Source organism: Pseudoalteromonas sp. Z9A4, from assembly GCF_011378845.1.
Lineage (GTDB): Bacteria > Pseudomonadota > Gammaproteobacteria > Enterobacterales > Alteromonadaceae > Pseudoalteromonas > Pseudoalteromonas arctica.
Genome location: NZ_WTLA01000001.1, coordinates 254,635 through 271,614 on the forward strand (window position 1 = coordinate 254,635; position 16,980 = coordinate 271,614).

Sequence of the window (16,980 nt, forward strand, 5' to 3'; positions counted from 1 at the left end):
CTACTATTTGTTTGCGGTAAGACTATTAAAAAGCAAGGTAGGCTGTAGTGCTATGCAAACTCATAAATCTATATAATAAGACTATCTAATTTTATTAAAATCAGCCCTACATAGGTAAAAATAATAAAGAATAACAAGCGCCTATTTTATGGAATTAGTCTTTAACTATACGGAGTAAACATCTATTTTGAACTGGCAATCTTTAGTCGATAACAGACAACGCTTTTTTTGGCTTTTGCAAATTGCAGGCTGGATTGGTTATGCGTTAGTAAATTATATTGGCTCTAAAGTATTTGAAATGCGTGATATATACGTATTTGTTATTTTATTGAATGCTTACGCTGGTTGTTTGATGACAGTGCCGCTTAGGTATATTTACCGTAAAATTTGGAATGCCTCGCCTTTGGTATTAATGATTGTAGTATTTGGTGCCTCTTATATAACGGGCACTCTATGGGCTGTCGTTCAAAAATTTAATCTATGGGAGATATACCGCCATGGTTATAGACCAGAGGAGTGGTTTTATTACCTGCAGCAAGGCTTAGATTCTGTATATATTATTTTATGTTGGAGTGGTTTGTACTTTGGTGTTAAATATTACCAGTTATTACAAAGTGAGCGACAAAAAGCACTAAAAGCCACAACTATGGCACACGAAGCGCAATTAAAAATGCTTAGGTATCAGCTTAACCCCCATTTTTTATTCAATACACTTAACGCTATTTCTACTTTAATTTTGGTTAAAGAAAACAAAGATGCTAACTTAATGGTAGCAAGGTTAAGTGACTTTCTGCGTTATACATTAAATACCGATCCAATAAAAAAAGTACCGTTAGAGCAAGAGTTACATGCGCTCATGCTTTACTTAGAAATAGAACGTGTACGTTTTGATGAGCGATTAAAGGTAAATGTAGATATAAGCGAGCAAGCTAAAGAGGCTTTAGTACCGAGCTTAATCTTGCAACCTATTATAGAAAACGCGATTAAATATGCTATTGCCCATCTAACAGAAGGTGGAGTAATTGATATAAAAGCACAGGTATTTGCGAATGAGTTATTACTAGAAGTGGGCGACAACGGCCCAGGTACTGACATACTCGATGGCCAATTAGTTAACGCTCAAGGCGTAGGTGTCGCTAATACCAAAGATAGATTAAAAACGTTGTATGAAAATAATTATTCGTTTGTATTATCACATAATACGCCAAGTGGATTAAAAGTTAATCTGCGAGTACCTTTTGAGAAGGCTGTGAAAAATGACTAAAATAAAAACACTCATTGTTGATGATGAACCGTTAGCACGAAAAGGTTTAGCGGTAAGGCTCGAAGAATACTCTGATATTGAAGTAATTAAATTGTGTAGTTCAGGCGCTGATGCAATTGAAATGTGTCAAAGCGAGAAAATTGATTTGGTTTTTTTAGATATTCAAATGCCAGGTATGAATGGCTTTGAAGTAGCAAGAGCCCTTAGCGAAAGCTCAAAAGCATTACCAGCGATTGTATTTGTAACGGCCTTTGACCAGTTTGCTGTAAAAGCGTTTGAAATTCATGCTCTCGATTACATTTTAAAACCCGTTGATGATAACAGACTAAAACAGGCGGTAGAAAAAGTGCATACCTACTTAAAAACGCAGCAAGACAACGCCCATAAGAAAAAACTAGCGAGTTTTGTAGCCGGTATTACTGGTAACAATTGCGAAGAAATACTTAAAAAATTAGCCACTGGCGATATGCTAACAGACAGACGTTACCCAGAATCGCTTGCTGTAAAAGAGCAGGGTGAAATTATTCGTGTACCAGTAGCGACTATCCAATGGGTTGATGCAGCAGGTGACTATATGTGTTTGCACTGTGAAGACGGACAAACGCATATTCTACGTAAAACAATGAAAGAGCTTGAGCAAGAGCTCGACCCTCAGTTATTTGTGCGTGTACATCGCAGCGCAATAGTAAATACAAAACAAATTAGTAAACTGGTTACACAAGTAAGTGGTGAGTATTTATTAGTACTTGAAAATGGCCAAGAATTAAAAGTGAGCCGTAGCTACCGAGATAAGGTTAAAGCGGCATTAGCAAGTTAAAGCCAACGCTTTTATTACAGACACAAAAAATGCGAGCTAAGCTCGCATTTTTTATATTCGGCGTTTAATTACGCAACAGTCACAATTTTCATTGTGTTAGTTGCGCCCACCGTTTCCATTGAGTCACCGTGAGTAATAATTACTGTGTCGCCAGACTGTAAAGAGCCTTGAGAAACTAAAGTATCAAGCGCGGCTTTTACCATACCGTCTTTTTCAGTTTTTGTAGAATCAAAAAATACTGGGTAAACACCACGATAAAGTGCTGTTTGACCTAATGTACTGGCATGACGTGAAAGCGAGTAGATTGGTAAGCCTGAGCTGATACGCGACATTAATTTAGCCGTACTACCAGATTCAGTAAGTGTGATAATTGCTTTAACAGAATCTAAGTGATTAGCTGCATACATAGCAGAAAGCGCAATTGATTCAGCATTGTTAGAAAAGCGACTATCTAAACGGTGTTTAGAAACGTGCGTTTCTTTTTGCGATTCAGCACCTAAACAAACGCGTGCCATAGTCGCAACTGTTTCTTCAGGATAATCACCTGCAGCTGTTTCAGCTGAAAGCATTACAGCATCTGTTCCATCAAGAACAGCATTTGCAACATCCATAACTTCTGCACGTGTAGGCATAGGGTTATCAATCATCGATTCCATCATTTGCGTTGCTGTTACTACAGTACGGTTTAATGAACGAGCACGACGAATAATTAGTTTTTGCTTGCCCATAAGAGCAGCATCACCAATTTCAACACCTAAATCACCACGAGCAACCATTACAGCGTCAGACGCCAAAATGATGTCATCAACAGCTTCTTGGGTTTCAACGGCTTCAGCACGTTCAATTTTAGCAAGTAACTGTGCTTTTGAACCAGCAGCTTCAGCAAGTGAGCGTACGTAGCGCATATCGTCGCCACTACGTGGGAATGATACGGCAATGTAATCTACGTCAATTTCAGCGGCAGTTATTAAATCTTCTTTGTCTTTTTCAGTAAATGCTGGAGCAGTTAAGCCACCACCTAAACGGTTAATACCTTTATTATTAGATAAAACACCGCCAACAGTGACTGTACAATGCACTAAATGCCCAGCTACTTCATCAACACTTAATTGAATAAGGCCGTCATTTAGAAGTAGTAAATCGTTAGGGCTTACATCGTTAGGTAATTCTTTATAATCAATACCTACAGAGTTTATGTCGCCTTCGCCTTTTTCCATTTTTGCATCAAGGGTAAATTTTGCACCCACAGCAAGCGTTACTTTACCTTCTTTAAAAGTAGAAACGCGGATTTTAGGGCCTTGAAGGTCAGCAAGGATAGCAATATGCTTGCCTAATCTTTTTGCAATATCGCGTACAGCTTGTGCACGGTCTTTATGATCTTGGGCAACACCATGTGAGAAGTTTAAACGTACTACATTAGCCCCAGCGATAATAATTTTTTCTAAGTTGTTATCTCTATCGGTAGCAGGTCCAAGGGTAGCGACTATTTTCGTGCGTCTTAGCATCAATTTCTCCTGTTTGCTTGGTGAAAGCATGTTGACGTTATTTTGTTGACTTAAAATATCTATATTAGAATAAAATATTTTAGTTATGTGCAAACTTCAAAGGTTTGCCACTATTTTATACAAAACTATTGTGTCATCATTATGACACCGGTGTCAGAATGCGTCAATGATCTTAATTTCAATTAGCTTTGCTTTTAGTCACCCCGAGACCATTGATGTTTGATATAATTACGTAGCTTATTTATCTGTAATAAAAAAGCATGTTGTATTGACTCATAATTAGTATTTTATGACTGTATGAGTATAATGCACGCGGTATTATTTAATTTATACACTGAATTTTCTAACCAAATAGTTGTTACCGAGGAGGACACTAGATGCAAGTTGCATTAGTAGGGTTAGGCGTTATGGGAAAAAATCTTGCCCTAAACTTGATTGAAAAAGGGATAACGCTAGTCGCTTATGACAAAAACCCACATGCGGGTGAAGAGTTACTAAGTTGTGCTAAATCACAAGGCATGGCTGATAGGCTTCACATTGTCTCTGATTTAAGAGACATGGTAAGGCGTTTAGAGGCACCTCGTTCTATTTTATTACTTGTTCCTGCTGGTGAGTTAGTTGATACAGTTTGTAATGAACTTGTAGAGGCCGGCGTTAACTGTGACGATATGATTGTCGATTGCGGTAATAGTAATTATAAAGACGGTATAACGCGTAAACTTAAATACCAAAATAAATTTGAATTTGCCACTATGGGAATTTCTGGCGGTGCAGAAGGCGCTCGCCATGGTCCTGCAATGATGGCAAGTGGTTCTGAGGGTGGTTGGGAACGTATTGAGCCATGGTTTGAAAAAGTAGCTGCTAGCTATAATGGTGACTCGTGTTTTGCACGTGTTGGTCAATCAGCAAGTGGTCATTTTGTAAAGATGGTTCATAACGGTATTGAATACGCACTTATGCAACTTATTGCAGAAGTGTACCAATTACTTCGTTTAGGCACTAATCGTTCTCCAAAAGAAGTGGCCGAGATATTTAATGACTGGTCAGAAGGTCAATTAAATAGCTACTTACTGTCTATTTCTAGCCACATATTGTCACTTGAAAATCATAATAATGTACCGCTTGCGGACTTAATTGATAATAAAGTTGGCGCTAAAGGTACTGGTCTTTGGACTGCGCAAAATGCACTAGAACTTGGTATTGCAGTTCCTTCACTTGTTGCTGCTGTACAAGCTCGTCATTTAACTAATGCATGTAATACAACGGCTGCACAAGAGATGACGTATGCATCTAAATCAACTAACAATGTTGAAATTGATTTAGAAGAGCTAAAAGAAGCGTTCTTACTTGCAAGCTTACTAGCGTATCGCCAAGGTTTAGCGTTAATTAAAGGTGCATCACGTACTCATCAGTGGAAAGTTGATTTATCTAAAACGCTTCAAACGTGGCGTTCTGGTTGTATTATTCGTGCTGACTACCTTGATAGCGTTGCACAAGGTGTTGAATTTATTGATACCCTTGAGAAAGAGTCTAACTCTTTGCGCAAAATTACCGGACAAGCAATAATGACTGGTTTAGCATTCCCTGTATTGGGTGCTACACAAACGTATTTAGCAACATTAACCACACCGAGTAATGGGCATTTAGTTCAAGCCCAGCGTGATTACTTTGGTGAGCACGGCGTTAAAACCCATAGCGGTGAAACATGCCATTTAACTGACTTAGTAGATATCGACGCTAAAGTTAGGTAATAAACAGTTGTTTAAAACGATAAAGGCACGCTATTTAGCGTGCCTTTTGTATTTTAGGCGCGGTGAGATTTAACGGCTTAATTCACCACGTAAATTGTCTTGCATTAAATGACGAATCGTCTCTACTTCTAGCTTTTGGCTAAATAAATAATGTAATTTAGTTAAACACGCTTCAAGGGTCATATCGTATCCACTAATAACACCAATATTTAACAGTGCATTACCCGTTGCATAGCCGCCCATATTTACATGGCCTTTTAAGCACTGGGTTAAATTAACAATAACGACGCCACGTTTACTTGCTTCTTCAAGTATTGATAAAAAGTTAGGATCTTGCGGTGCATTACCTACACCAAAACTAAGCAACACCAAGGCTTTAATATTGCCATTAACTAAGCTTTTAACCACTTCTTGACTAATACCAGGGTATAAATAAAGCACACCAATGGGTTGAGGTGTAATAGGAGTAACTTGCAGCTCATTTTCAACATAAGGACTAAGTTGGCCTTTAATAAGTTGAATACTAATACCCGATAACGCTAAGGGATCAAGATTAGGCGACGCAAATGCATTAAATCCATCGGCGTGGGCTTTAGTTGCTCTGTTACCTCTAAACAGTTGGTTATTAAAAAATAGACTTACTTCTGCAATTGGATAATTTGCCGCTAAATACATTGCATTCAGAAGGTTTACTTGACCATCTGAGCGTAATTGAGAAAGCGGAATTTGTGAGCCAGTTACAATCACAGGTTTAGTTAGGTTTTCGAACATAAACGATAGTGCTGAGGCTGTATACGCCATTGTATCGGTGCCATGAAGCACAACAAAACCATCATAATCTTGGTATTTATCTTTAATGTCATCAGCAATAAGTTGCCAATGCTCAGGAGACATATCTGAAGAATCTATAAGAGGGCAGTATTCGTGAATATCAAACAAAGGCATTTCATCACGGTTAAACTCTGCGTTGTTCACTACGGTTTCTGTTAAAAAACCTTCAGCAGGAATATAACCTCGACTCGATTTTTTCATACCTATAGTACCGCCAGTATAAGCGATATAAATGCGTTTACGTTTCATAAAAAAAGCCCAGTAAAAAAACTGGGCTTAGTATAACGTTAAGTAACTTTAAATACAGCTGATTAGGTAAAGCTATGCACTTTTATTGTGCAACATTACACACTAAACAACGTGCATATACACCTTGTGGATCGTTGTAATCTTTAAGGTTTTCAACTTCAGTACTTAATTGGTTAATAACGCTTTGCAAGTTAGCTTGCGTTGCTAACACAGATGTTTTTTGTGTTTGTAAACCAAGCATCGATTTAATAGACGCGTTACCAAAAATATTTTGAATCATTTTTTCTTGCGAGCTTAAATCTTGTTTAATGGTTTTAACTTCATAGTGATTAAGTTTTGCAAGTGCTGCAGCTGCTTTTATAGCATCTTGTTTATCACCAAGTTTGTCTACTAAACCTAGTTCAAGTGCTTGAGATGCAATCCATACGCGGCCTTGGGCAATTTTATCAACTTGCTCAGGCGTCATATTACGGGCATCAGCGACAACGTTTAAAAAGCGACCGTATGCTTCTTCAACGCTCATCTGAATTACTTGACCCATTTTTTCGTTTAGGGGACGAGTGATAGAAAAACCAGCCATTTCGGTTGTTGCAACGCCATCTGAATAAACACCAATTTTAGATAAGGTTTTTTCAAATGTCATAAACGTACCAAACACACCAATCGACCCTGTAATAGTACTCGGTGCTGCCCAGATTTCGTTTGCAGCAGAGGCAATCCAATAACCACCTGATGCAGCTACAGAGCTCATAGAGGCAATAACAGGCTTACCAGCAGCTTTAAGCGCTAATACTTCTGCACGAATAACTTCAGAGGCAAACATACTACCGCCACCTGAATCAATGCGCAGTACAACCGCTTTAACTTTGTCATCAAGGCGTGCTTTACGAAGTAGGGCTGCTGTAGAGTCGCCACCAATTTCGCCAGCTTTACGCTCACCATCCACAATTGTACCTTTAGCAACTACAACGGCGACTTTTTCGGTAATAGGGTTATCAAATTCAATCGGTGGTTTAACCAAGCTTAAGTATTCACGAAATGAAACTTGCTTAAATGTTTTGCCATCTTCTTGTGCGCCAACTAAATCAATTAATTGTTTGCGAACTTGTTGATTTGTTTTTAAAGAATCAACCCACTGGTGGTCAAGTGCATATTTACCTGCATCGCCATCTGCAGCTTTCATTTTTTCAAGATATACGTCCATTGTCTCGTCGAAATTTGACTCATCAAATGGGCGAACCGCAGCAACATCTTGTTTGTATTCACTCCAAAGAGCGCCCAACCAAACACGGTTAGCTTCTTTGGCTGCTTCAGACATGTCGTTCCGAATGAAAGGTTCTACTGCTGACTTAAATGTACCAACACGGAAAATATGCTGCGTTACTTCAAGCTTTTCAAGTGCATCTTTAAAGTAAAGCGGATACATGCCGTAACCTTCAATACCTACGCTACCGTATGGGTGCATAGCTATTTCATCAGCATGTGATGCAATATAGTATTGTGCTTGGGTATAGTAATAACCCGATGCAATCACTTTTTTGCCAGCTTGTTTAAATGCATCAATAGCATTGGTAATTTGCTTAAGTTTGTTTAAATGTGCTTTAGGCATTTCTTGTAAATCAAGCAGCATCACCGTAATGCGATCGTCTTTAGTCGCTTCGTTTATTACTTCAACAATATCGTCGAGTAATATTTCGCTTGGCGCTTCAGAACCAGAAGTTGCATCACTAATTGCAGCTTCGACCGGATCTATGTATGTTTTTTCTTCAACAATAGGGCCATTTAGGTTAAGCCTAAGCACAGAGCCATTTTCAACTATTATTTTATCGTCGTCACTTGAGAGTGACACTAAGAAAACAATTACCAGTAATAAAAACAGAATGTTGAGTATTAAACGACGAGAAAAGTTAATTCCAGCCCAAATACCTTTAAATACCTTTGCTATCAAAATAGCTCCTTAATTTGGTACAGTTAATACATTAGTTCCATCTTAGCCTAGAATAAAAATAAATTTAACTGCTAAATCGTAACGAAGTGTTTATGAGGTGCTATTAATACATGTTTTTATGGCTTTTTTTAATTAAATGAAGGCACATATTGCTTATTACTTGCCATTAAAGCAGAATTAGCTAATGTATACAGGTTAGACCAGTTGACGGGGCACAAGATGTTAGAACAACAATTACAACTAAAACACACACAATTACGTAACCGCTTAGTGATGGGCTCAATGCATACAGGCCTTGAAGAGGGATGGCATAATCGCAAACGCTTACGTGCATTTTATGAAGCACGTGCAAAAGGCGGTACCGCAATGTTAATTACGGGCGGATACAGCCCTAATTTACGTGGCAAATTAACACCTATTTCATCTTCATTTAATAGTTATTACGATGTATTTAAGCACCGCGCTTACACAGATGCTGTGCATAAACACGGCGGAAAAATTTGTTTGCAATTATTACACGCTGGACGTTATGCGTACCATCCATTCAATCAAGCACCAAGTGCAATAAAAGCACCTATTAATCCTTATAAACCTAAAGCGATGTCGCTTGGCTCGATTAAAAAAACGATTAAAGACTTTGCGCACTCTGCCTATATGGCTGAAAAAGCTGGCTACGATGGCGTTGAAGTTATGGGTTCTGAAGGGTATTTGATTAATGAGTTTATGGCGCCGCACACCAATAAACGTGAAGATGAATTTGGTGGCAGCCTAGAAAATAGAATGCGACTTGCGCTTGAAATAGTTAAAGCTGTAAGAGCAAAAGTATCTGAGCAATTCTTAATCATTTTTAGATTGTCGGTTATTGATTTAATTCCAAACGGTTCAACACCAGAGGAAGTTGTCATACAAGCTACCGAGCTTGAAAAAGCGGGTGTTGATATATTTAACACAGGTATTGGTTGGCACGAAGCGCGTGTACCGACTATTGCGAGTATGGTGCCGCCAGGTGCATTTAAAGAAGCATCAAAACGTTTAAAAGACGTGGTGAGCGTGCCAGTTATTGCTGTTAACCGAATTAATACTCCAGAAATAGCTAACGATATTTTAAATGCAGGCGAGGCTGATTTAATTTCTATGGCAAGGCCGCTACTTGCCGATCCAGAGTTTTTTAATAAATACGCAAATAATCAATCTAAGCAAATTAATATTTGTATAGGGTGTAACCAAGGTTGTCTAGATCACGTATTTAAAAATAAACGTGCTACGTGTTTAGTTAATCCACAAGCTGCATTTGAGCTAGATTACCCGTTAGAGCAAGCAACCAAAGCTAAAAACGTATTAGTAGTCGGTGCAGGCCCTGCTGGTTTATCGGCAAGTTGTTACTTGGCTCAAAAAGGGCATAACGTCACGTTAATTGATCAAAAACCGCAAATGGGTGGCCAATTTAATTTAGCTATGCAAATACCGGGCAAAGAAGACTTTAACCATACTCTTACTTACTTCACTAATGAGCTTGAGCGATTAAAAGTAACTGTAGAGCTTGGTAAATCTTATGACGATTCAATGCTTAAAAGCTATGATGACATCGTATTTGCAACGGGCGTTAGGCCGCGTGAAGCCTCTATTAAATGTAGCGATGATAAGCGTGTATTTGCTTATGACGAAGTTATACGCGGCGAAGTAGAGCTAGGTAAATCAATTGCTATTTTAGGTGCCGGTGGTATAGGTTTTGATATGGTTGCGTTTTTAAGCGAACATAAATCGCAAACTATTAGCGAGTTTAAAACGCAATGGGGGATTGAGTGTGAAGCCCAACCTCATAAAGACGAACGTCAATTGTATATGTTAAAACGCAGTGCGGGTCGTTTTGGTAGCGAGCTTGGTAAAACAACGGGTTGGATACATCGCCAAGTTGCTAAGCAGCATGGCGTTAAGCAAATTGCTGATTGCCAATACCAAAGCTTTGATAAAAGCGGACTAACTATTAATGTTGCTGGTGAAACTCAAGTACTGCCAGTAGACACGGTTATTGCCTGTATTGGCCAGGTTTCTAATAACGAAGTGCTAGAAAATTACACAGATAACGCAAAGGTACATGTTATAGGCGGAGCTAAACTAGCTGCAGCTATTGATGCTAAACGCGCTATTTTTGAAGCACTTCAGGTCGCTAGAAGTATTTAACCTTTGTAAATAAATTGAAATAGTTTATCAATTCATGCGGTCTTTGCTGTTTATAGTCTATAACTTAATAAACAGTGAACACACAGGATACGCATGAACAAACTAACCAATCTTTATGATGCAATATTGGGTAAACTATCATTTTTAGATGGTTTACCTGCATTGCTATTTCGCTTGATTTTAGCCCCTGTTATGATCATTGCAGGTTATAACAAACTTGCTATAAGCGGTGAGACAGAAGGTTTCTTTGATAACTTTTTAGCATCTCCAGATGTAGTTCAATGGTTTGGTAATAATGAATGGGGTTTAGGATTACCGTTTCCTGACTTACTAGCTTTTTTAGCTGGCTGGAGTGAATTTTTAGGAGGTTGGTTTTTATTACTTGGCCTTTTAACTCGCTTGGTCAGTATCCCACTTATGTTCACAATGGTTGTCGCTGCAACCTCAGTGCATTGGCATAATGGTTGGTTTGCAATAGCACCAACTAATCCAGAAACAAGTGCTGCGCTAGTGCTCGATTGGTTATCAATTCCGGGCGCTAAAGAAAGCCTTGAAAACTCACTAGAAGTACAAGACCGAATAGGTGAAATTCGTGATTTGGTTGAAGAACACGGGTTTCCTGATTATCTATACGAAAAGGGCAAGCCGTCTATTTTAAACAACGGTATAGAATTTTCGGCAATTTATTTTGCTATGCTTCTTAGCTTGTTTTTTATGGGCGGTGGGCGTTTTGTTAGTATAGATTACTGGTTAAGGCGAAATATTGTAAAAGAATAACGTATTCAATCTACTTTACTAACGGCCGCATAGATTAACCCTTTGCGGCCGTTTTGCATTTTAATTTCTCGGTATTTATTTTTTAAGGGTTTAAATGTTACTCTAGCGTTTTGAATTTTGAGGAATCGTTATGAACGCTATCGAGCTTTTACTTACCCGCCAATCAGACTCTAAACTAACAGAGCCGGGCCCTACGCCTGAGCAGCTCGACATAATTAAGCAAGCAGCATTACGTGTTCCTGATCATGGCTGTATAGCACCGTGGCAGTTCATTGTTGCTCAAGGTGATGCACGCAATAAACTGGGTGAAATTTACCATCAAAGTGCAGTGGCAGAGCAACAAGAAGAAAAAGTAATTAACCGTGCTAAAGAGCTTCCCCTTCGTGCGCCTATGATTGTAATAGCAATTGCTAAATATCAAGAACACCCAAAAGTTCCTCGAATAGAACAAGTACAAAGCGCAGGCTGTAGTGTATTAGCGATGCAACAAGCTGCATTTGCCCAAGGGTTAGGCGGTGTTTGGCGCACAGGCTACTTTGCACAAAGTAGCGCGGTTAAAAAAGCGCTTAACTTACATGAGCAAGATGAAATAGTAGGGTATTTATATATAGGTACACCCGAAGTCGATTGTAAAAAGTCGCCTCGCCATAAGCCTGAAAACTATTTTAGTAATTTGTGAAATAGTATGAACTTCGCGCAACTTACATAGTCATAATTCATTAAGGTTACAAAGAGTATTATTCAAGAGTTAATGACTTGGCTGAAAGAAGCGCTTGGAAGCACTAAATTTACTAAATCTTCTTCAGTTTGTTTTTTAATCGGTTGTTTTTTGATACATTATGGAAAGTCTTAATAAAAATAACGATAAAGAAGACGAAAACTATGGGAAATTTATTTTTACGTGAAAAAGAGAATTGGCTAGCATGGTCAATTTGGGGAATCATTGGTGCTTTTGTAACACTGTATGTTGCAATGAGCACAAATGCATCACACTTTATAGCCGGTTCAGCGATGGGTATGCTTGTGTTGTTAACATGGTGGATGCACCAGTCCAAACGTTTCGACTTTGGGCGTGCATTTAAAGTATGTTGCTACGTTTTATCGCTTAGTGTGCTACCAGCTTTTATGTTTGTTGTAGTACCAAGTGATGATTTAAATCGATTCGATTTAATTTTTCAAGGCGTTACCTTTACCGCACTGAGTATATTGGCTTGTTTAATCTGCTCTTGGATTGCACGTAGACCTAAACAATATTATTAATGTGTTTAACTTTAGTCCATTAACTACACTTTTATTAAAGTGAAGAGCTTAACAAAAGAACAAAGTGGGTCTATTTTATCCAATATGTTAATATTTTATATTAATTTCTATTTAGCTCTTTACAAGTTATGTATTTAGCCATATTATTCGCGCCGTGCGGAGAGATGGCAGAGTGGTCGAATGCACCGGTCTTGAAAACCGGCATGGGTTTATAGCCCATCTAGGGTTCAAATCCCTATCTCTCCACCATTATTTAAAAAAACCGCCTTATGGGCGGTTTTTTGCTTTGTGGAGTTTCTAAATGACTAAAGCAACAAACCTACCAACCTCGCAGAAATTAATAAAACATCTTTTATTATGGACGGTATTTGGTTACTGCTATCAAAGTGCTATTAGCTTATTAGTAAAAATGGCTATAGATGCTCAACCAGAGTATCCATTAATTACCGCTTTAATTTATGGTGTTGGTTTTAATGTTTTAGCTGCCCATCTTATTACCAAATACGATAAGTATTGGCCAGTTATTGGCTCTGTTTTTATTGGTTGTATAGGGCTGCTTGTAGTGCCATTTTTACTGTTTGGCGAATCAGGATTACTAACAATGCCTCTACTTGTTGGAATTTTATTCAGTTTGCCGCTTTGTAGTTATATTGTTGGCCTAATTAAGCTAAAACTCAGCAAAAACTAGCCCCAAACGCGGTTTATTTTGTGATAGCATAGTCCCGTCTTTTAACTAACAAAACGTGAAAAACACATTATGTCAGATAATTTTACTACAGATGCTGAAAAAGCAAGTTACGGTATTGGCTTACAAATGGGTGAGCAACTTAAGTCTAATCCTTTTGAAGGCTTAAACCTAAATTCAGTATTTGAAGGCATGAAAGATGCGTACGCTGGTAGCGCATTTCAAGTTGAGATCCCTGAGATCCAAGCTGCATTTGAAAAAATAAACGAAGAGATTCAAGCTCGTCGTGAAGAAGAGTCTAAAGTACTTTCTGCAGAAGGTATTTCATTCTTAGAAGAAAACGCAAAACGTCCTGAAATCACAGTAACTGAGTCTGGTCTTCAATACGAAGTACTAGCAACTGGCGAAGGCGAAAAGCCAACAGCTGAGTCTACAGTACGTGTTGATTACCACGGTACACTTATTAACGGTACTGTGTTTGATAGCTCATACGAGCGCGGTCAACCAGCTGAATTTCCAGTTGGTGGCGTGATCAAAGGCTGGACTGAAGCATTACAAATGATGCCTGTAGGTACTAAATGGCGTATCTACGTTCCTCATGAGCTTGCTTATGGTGAACGTGGCGCAGGTGCTGCAATCGCACCTTTCTCAACGCTTGTATTTGATGTTGAGCTACACGAAATCATTTCTTAAATTAAATAAATTTTAATTTAAAAGTGTAAAAAGCCGTATTCAATTTGAATACGGCTTTTTTGTGTTTGTGATTTAAGAGTTTTATACCAATTAGCTTAATTAAGTGATCTATTTTTCGCTAAGAAAATCGTGTCGATAACAAGGCAAAAATTTCGTTATTTAGTTGTTATCACTAATTGCTCTTGCATTGCCTCCTGCCTCCATGCAGTCGTATATCAGAAATTCTTAACGCAGTTAGCGTCAGGTTTAATCCTTCAAATCGATTAAGTATTACTGCGTGTTGATATTATATATTCTAAAAATAAAAAACCGCCTTAATAAAATGCGGTTTTTAAATATATAAACTAAAGAGCTTGTCAGCTATTAAAAGTAGCCACGGATACCAAAGCGGAAGTTTCTGCCAGGTAGTGGGGCTTTATCTTTAATAAATGAGCTATGCACAAAGCCTAACTCATCAGTAATGTTATCCACGTTTATATAAAGCTGTGCATCTACACTGCCTAAACCTAATTGGTAATTAGCTTGTGCATCAAATAACGTATAACCATCGGTTTTTGTTTCAAATGCAGTTACATCGTTTTGATCAAAGTAATGAGTACCTGTAAGCGTTAGTTGTAAGTCACCTAAATCGTACTGTAACTCAGAGCCTAATTTATTGGCAGGGATACGCGGTAAGTTGCCTTCGTCGTCTTTTAGTTTTGCACGAGTTGAGTCACCAAATACTTTAACCATAGCGCTTGGGGTTACTTGGTAATGTGCGTCAAACTCAATTCCATAAAGCTCTGCGTCTTTACTTGTAAACTGATAAACCGCAACAGCATCGTCATGTGCACCAATAGCTGATTCTAAACCATCTTCTTCATCGTAAACTAAACCTGTATTTTCTTGGAAATAAAAGTTCTTAATATCGTTATAGAAAAAGTTAACGGTGTAACCAAAATCACCGCTAAAACGTCTAAAGCTTAAATCTAGGTTTGTTGAGGTTTCTTGCTTGATATTCTCTGGCTCAAAATGCGCTTCATTATCTTCAATGTTGTAACCAAGACCTAGTTCATAAGTGCCAGTTGCAATGTGTAAACCATTTGATAAAAGCTCTGCAGAAAGCGGAGCTCTTTCTGAGTGAGAAATACTTGTCGCAATACTATGACCCGGCTTGTACTGCCAAATGGCACCGGCAGAGGCGCTTAAATTGGTAAAGCTTTTATTGTATCCAATAGTTTCTTCGTCGCTATGATCTATTTCTACTTCATCGTGGCTATGTTCGTGTGCCGTGATTTGGCTTTCAATTTTGTAATCTTCTACACGTGCACCAAGCTCTATTGTCACGTCGCCAAATTCACGCTCTTCTAGTAAATATAATGCGTTAGTTGTAGTTACACTCGCGGGTGTAAATGCTTCTTCACCAATTGCATCGTAGTCAGAATCGCTGTAGTGATAGCCCATCATTCCGTGCCAATCAGCAAACTTATGCTCTACATTTAAACGTGCTTCAGTCGTTTTATTTTTAAAAGTAGTACCAATTTCGCCATCTTCAATTTCGCTGTGTGAATAATCTGTATAGCCAACACGTAGGTTGATGGTTTCAATCCAGTTATTATGAAGAGCGTAACTTACAAGCCCTTGCCAGCGGTCTTGCTCTAAATGTGCATAAACTGGCTCTTCAGCAGCTTCATCTTCATGTTCTGCATGCTCTTCTTCAGTTTCGCCTTCGTGATCGTGATGATGCTCATGCCCAGGAATACCGTAATCAGTATCAATGCTACCGTAAGAAAAACCAATCGTTAAGTGATCGCCAACATAGCTGGTACCAAAGTTGAGTGTTTCGCTATCAATAAAAGTATTTTCTACCGAGCTTTCGGTTTCAACATCGCCATCATCGTCGGCAATAGTAAAGGTCGGTGTTTGGTAATCATCGCCGCTGCGTTTTGTACCATCAAAATGAAAGTTAAAGCCTTCATTACCAGTTTCAAGCTTTGCAGCAACTGTATTTGCGTTAGATACAGTGTCGTGGCTGTATTCAGCCGCGCCTGTTAAATCGTCAATATTGCTAGTAGGAATGCGGTTATCAACCACATTTACCACACCACCAATAGCGCCAGAGCCATAAAGTAGGGTGCTTGGACCACGTAATACTTCAATTTGCTCTGCAGCTAAACTATCGCTTGATGTTGCATGATCAGGGCCAATGCGTGATGCATCGCTGGCATCTAAACCGTTTTGCGTAATTTTAACGCGAGGACCATCTAAACCACGAATAATTGGGCTTGATGATACAGGGCCAAAGTAACTTGCATTTACGCCTGGTAAACCTTTAAGAGTTTCGCCAAGTGTTGGTTTAGATTTATTTCTTAATTCATCACCTGAGAGCACGCTTACTGGCGATATCATTTCTAGGCTGTTCTTATGAAGTGCAGAGGCATAAACAACCACTGTTTCAACCGATGTTGGTTTAAGTGACACAGACAGATTATTTGAAGATTCGGTAACAGCAATACGAGAGTCTATGTAGTTGTCTTTACTAATATGTAATTGGCTGTTTGCATCTATATCGATAGCAAACTCGCCTAAATCATTACTTTTAACGCTTTGGTTTTTGCCATGCACATGGATAGAGGCATTTTTAATTGGTTGATTTTTATCATCCATTACTTTACCAGTAACGGTTGCAGCCAAAGCTGATTGAGAACATAAAACAGAAAAAATAGCAGAGGAGATTAATGTTAACTTTGTCATGGATATATTGGTTCGTGGTTATTATGTTGTGATATAATATAACACCGTAAAATTAACGAATCAACAATGTTATAGTATAACTTTGTATTTTGCGTTTAAACCACTAAAAGTGCCGATAAACTGTTTGCTTTACTATAGAAGTTAATCTGGCATTAACTCTATTTTACTGTAACAAATCTACTCGTAGTACCCTCAAAGAATATCTGCTAATGATTATGGAGAGTAGTGTTTAAAGTATTGAATTTTATGTTTTTTACCTATAATTTATATTTTTTTAATAGCTCCC

General features: G+C 38.4%; 13 protein-coding genes and 1 tRNA gene. 10 read left to right on the forward strand and 4 right to left on the reverse strand.

The genetic code is table 11. The features are described 5' to 3' along the window. Nucleotides 1-187: 187 nt before the first annotated feature. Together GQR54_RS01095 and GQR54_RS01100 are read left to right on the forward strand one after the other, a co-directional pair. Nucleotides 188-1,264: a histidine kinase gene (locus tag GQR54_RS01095; RefSeq protein ID WP_166376285.1), complete on the forward strand. Its 1,077-nt coding sequence runs from the start codon at nt 188-190 to the stop codon at nt 1,262-1,264. Beyond that, on the forward strand, nt 1,257-2,081 hold the full coding sequence (locus tag GQR54_RS01100) for a LytTR family DNA-binding domain-containing protein (protein WP_007582688.1): 825 nt from the start codon (nt 1,257-1,259) through the stop codon (nt 2,079-2,081). Before GQR54_RS01095 ends, GQR54_RS01100 begins: the two co-directional genes overlap by 8 nt. 68 nt (nt 2,082-2,149) lie before the next feature. Here the strand turns inward: GQR54_RS01100 and pyk are convergent, their stop codons facing one another. Then, nucleotides 2,150-3,586 (reverse strand): pyruvate kinase, encoded by a 1,437-nt coding sequence (gene pyk / locus GQR54_RS01105; RefSeq protein WP_007582689.1) that lies wholly within the window; start codon nt 3,584-3,586, stop codon nt 2,150-2,152. 377 nt (nt 3,587-3,963) lie between these two features. Here pyk and gndA point away from each other — a divergent pair, with 377 nt between their 5' ends. Then, nucleotides 3,964-5,337, forward strand: coding sequence for an NADP-dependent phosphogluconate dehydrogenase (gene gndA, locus GQR54_RS01110; RefSeq protein WP_165740831.1), 1,374 nt, complete (start codon nt 3,964-3,966; stop codon nt 5,335-5,337). A 69-nt stretch (nt 5,338-5,406) separates the two neighbouring features. Here gndA and ansA read toward each other — a convergent pair whose 3' ends face one another. After that, nucleotides 5,407-6,417 carry an asparaginase gene (gene ansA, locus GQR54_RS01115; RefSeq protein WP_007582693.1) on the reverse strand — a complete coding sequence of 337 codons (1,011 nt, stop codon included), beginning with the start codon at nt 6,415-6,417 and terminating at the stop codon, nt 5,407-5,409. 82 nt (nt 6,418-6,499) lie between these two features. Then, nucleotides 6,500-8,365, reverse strand: coding sequence for a signal peptide peptidase SppA (gene sppA, locus GQR54_RS01120; protein WP_024590136.1), 1,866 nt, complete (start codon nt 8,363-8,365; stop codon nt 6,500-6,502). 219 nt (nt 8,366-8,584) lie between these two features. On the opposite strand from sppA, the gene GQR54_RS01125 reads away from it, so the two are divergent. The 7 genes from GQR54_RS01125 to GQR54_RS01155 all read left to right on the forward strand — a co-directional run bounded on the left by GQR54_RS01125 (nt 8,585) and on the right by GQR54_RS01155 (nt 13,961). Then, a complete protein-coding gene (locus tag GQR54_RS01125; RefSeq protein WP_165721546.1) occupies nt 8,585-10,546 on the forward strand; it encodes an NADPH-dependent 2,4-dienoyl-CoA reductase in 1,962 nt (653 codons plus the stop codon). A gap of 93 nt (nt 10,547-10,639) precedes the next feature. Further along, nucleotides 10,640-11,323 (forward strand): DoxX family protein, encoded by a 684-nt coding sequence (locus GQR54_RS01130; RefSeq protein ID WP_166376286.1) that lies wholly within the window; start codon nt 10,640-10,642, stop codon nt 11,321-11,323. Nucleotides 11,324-11,453: 130 nt separating this feature from the next. Then, on the forward strand, nt 11,454-12,002 hold the full coding sequence (locus tag GQR54_RS01135; protein WP_007582703.1) for an NAD(P)H nitroreductase: 549 nt from the start codon (nt 11,454-11,456) through the stop codon (nt 12,000-12,002). Between the two features lie 203 nt (nt 12,003-12,205). Then, entirely contained in the window at nt 12,206-12,583 is a 378-nt protein-coding gene (locus GQR54_RS01140; protein WP_007582705.1) for a hypothetical protein, read from the forward strand. Between the two features lie 158 nt (nt 12,584-12,741). Continuing rightward, nucleotides 12,742-12,832, forward strand: a tRNA-Ser gene (locus tag GQR54_RS01145). A gap of 52 nt (nt 12,833-12,884) precedes the next feature. Continuing rightward, the gene (locus tag GQR54_RS01150) at nt 12,885-13,271 is read left to right on the forward strand and encodes a hypothetical protein (protein ID WP_166376287.1); all 387 of its coding nucleotides are present in this window, start codon (nt 12,885-12,887) and stop codon (nt 13,269-13,271) included. Between the two features lie 69 nt (nt 13,272-13,340). Next, the gene (locus tag GQR54_RS01155) at nt 13,341-13,961 is read left to right on the forward strand and encodes an FKBP-type peptidyl-prolyl cis-trans isomerase (protein ID WP_007586200.1); all 621 of its coding nucleotides are present in this window, start codon (nt 13,341-13,343) and stop codon (nt 13,959-13,961) included. A 363-nt stretch (nt 13,962-14,324) separates the two neighbouring features. On the opposite strand, the gene GQR54_RS01160 is transcribed toward GQR54_RS01155, so the two are convergent. Then, complete coding sequence (locus GQR54_RS01160; protein ID WP_166376288.1) at nt 14,325-16,694, reverse strand: TonB-dependent receptor; 2,370 nt, start codon at nt 16,692-16,694, stop codon at nt 14,325-14,327. Nucleotides 16,695-16,980 lie beyond the last annotated feature (286 nt).

Excerpts from the sequence above, each read along its gene's own strand:
- GQR54_RS01100 (WP_007582688.1), top strand. The coding sequence starts at position 1,257 with ATGACTAAAATAAAAACACTCATTGTTGATGATGAACCGTTAGCACGA.
- pyk (WP_007582689.1), bottom strand. The coding sequence starts at position 3,586 with ATGCTAAGACGCACGAAAATAGTCGCTACCCTTGGACCTGCTACCGAT.
- gndA (WP_165740831.1), top strand. The coding sequence starts at position 3,964 with ATGCAAGTTGCATTAGTAGGGTTAGGCGTTATGGGAAAAAATCTTGCC.
- ansA (WP_007582693.1), bottom strand. The coding sequence starts at position 6,417 with ATGAAACGTAAACGCATTTATATCGCTTATACTGGCGGTACTATAGGT.
- GQR54_RS01125 (WP_165721546.1), top strand. The coding sequence starts at position 8,585 with ATGTTAGAACAACAATTACAACTAAAACACACACAATTACGTAACCGC.
- GQR54_RS01130 (WP_166376286.1), top strand. The coding sequence starts at position 10,640 with ATGAACAAACTAACCAATCTTTATGATGCAATATTGGGTAAACTATCA.
- GQR54_RS01135 (WP_007582703.1), top strand. The coding sequence starts at position 11,454 with ATGAACGCTATCGAGCTTTTACTTACCCGCCAATCAGACTCTAAACTA.
- GQR54_RS01140 (WP_007582705.1), top strand. The coding sequence starts at position 12,206 with ATGGGAAATTTATTTTTACGTGAAAAAGAGAATTGGCTAGCATGGTCA.
- GQR54_RS01150 (WP_166376287.1), top strand. The coding sequence starts at position 12,885 with ATGACTAAAGCAACAAACCTACCAACCTCGCAGAAATTAATAAAACAT.
- GQR54_RS01155 (WP_007586200.1), top strand. The coding sequence starts at position 13,341 with ATGTCAGATAATTTTACTACAGATGCTGAAAAAGCAAGTTACGGTATT.
- GQR54_RS01160 (WP_166376288.1), bottom strand. The coding sequence starts at position 16,694 with ATGACAAAGTTAACATTAATCTCCTCTGCTATTTTTTCTGTTTTATGT.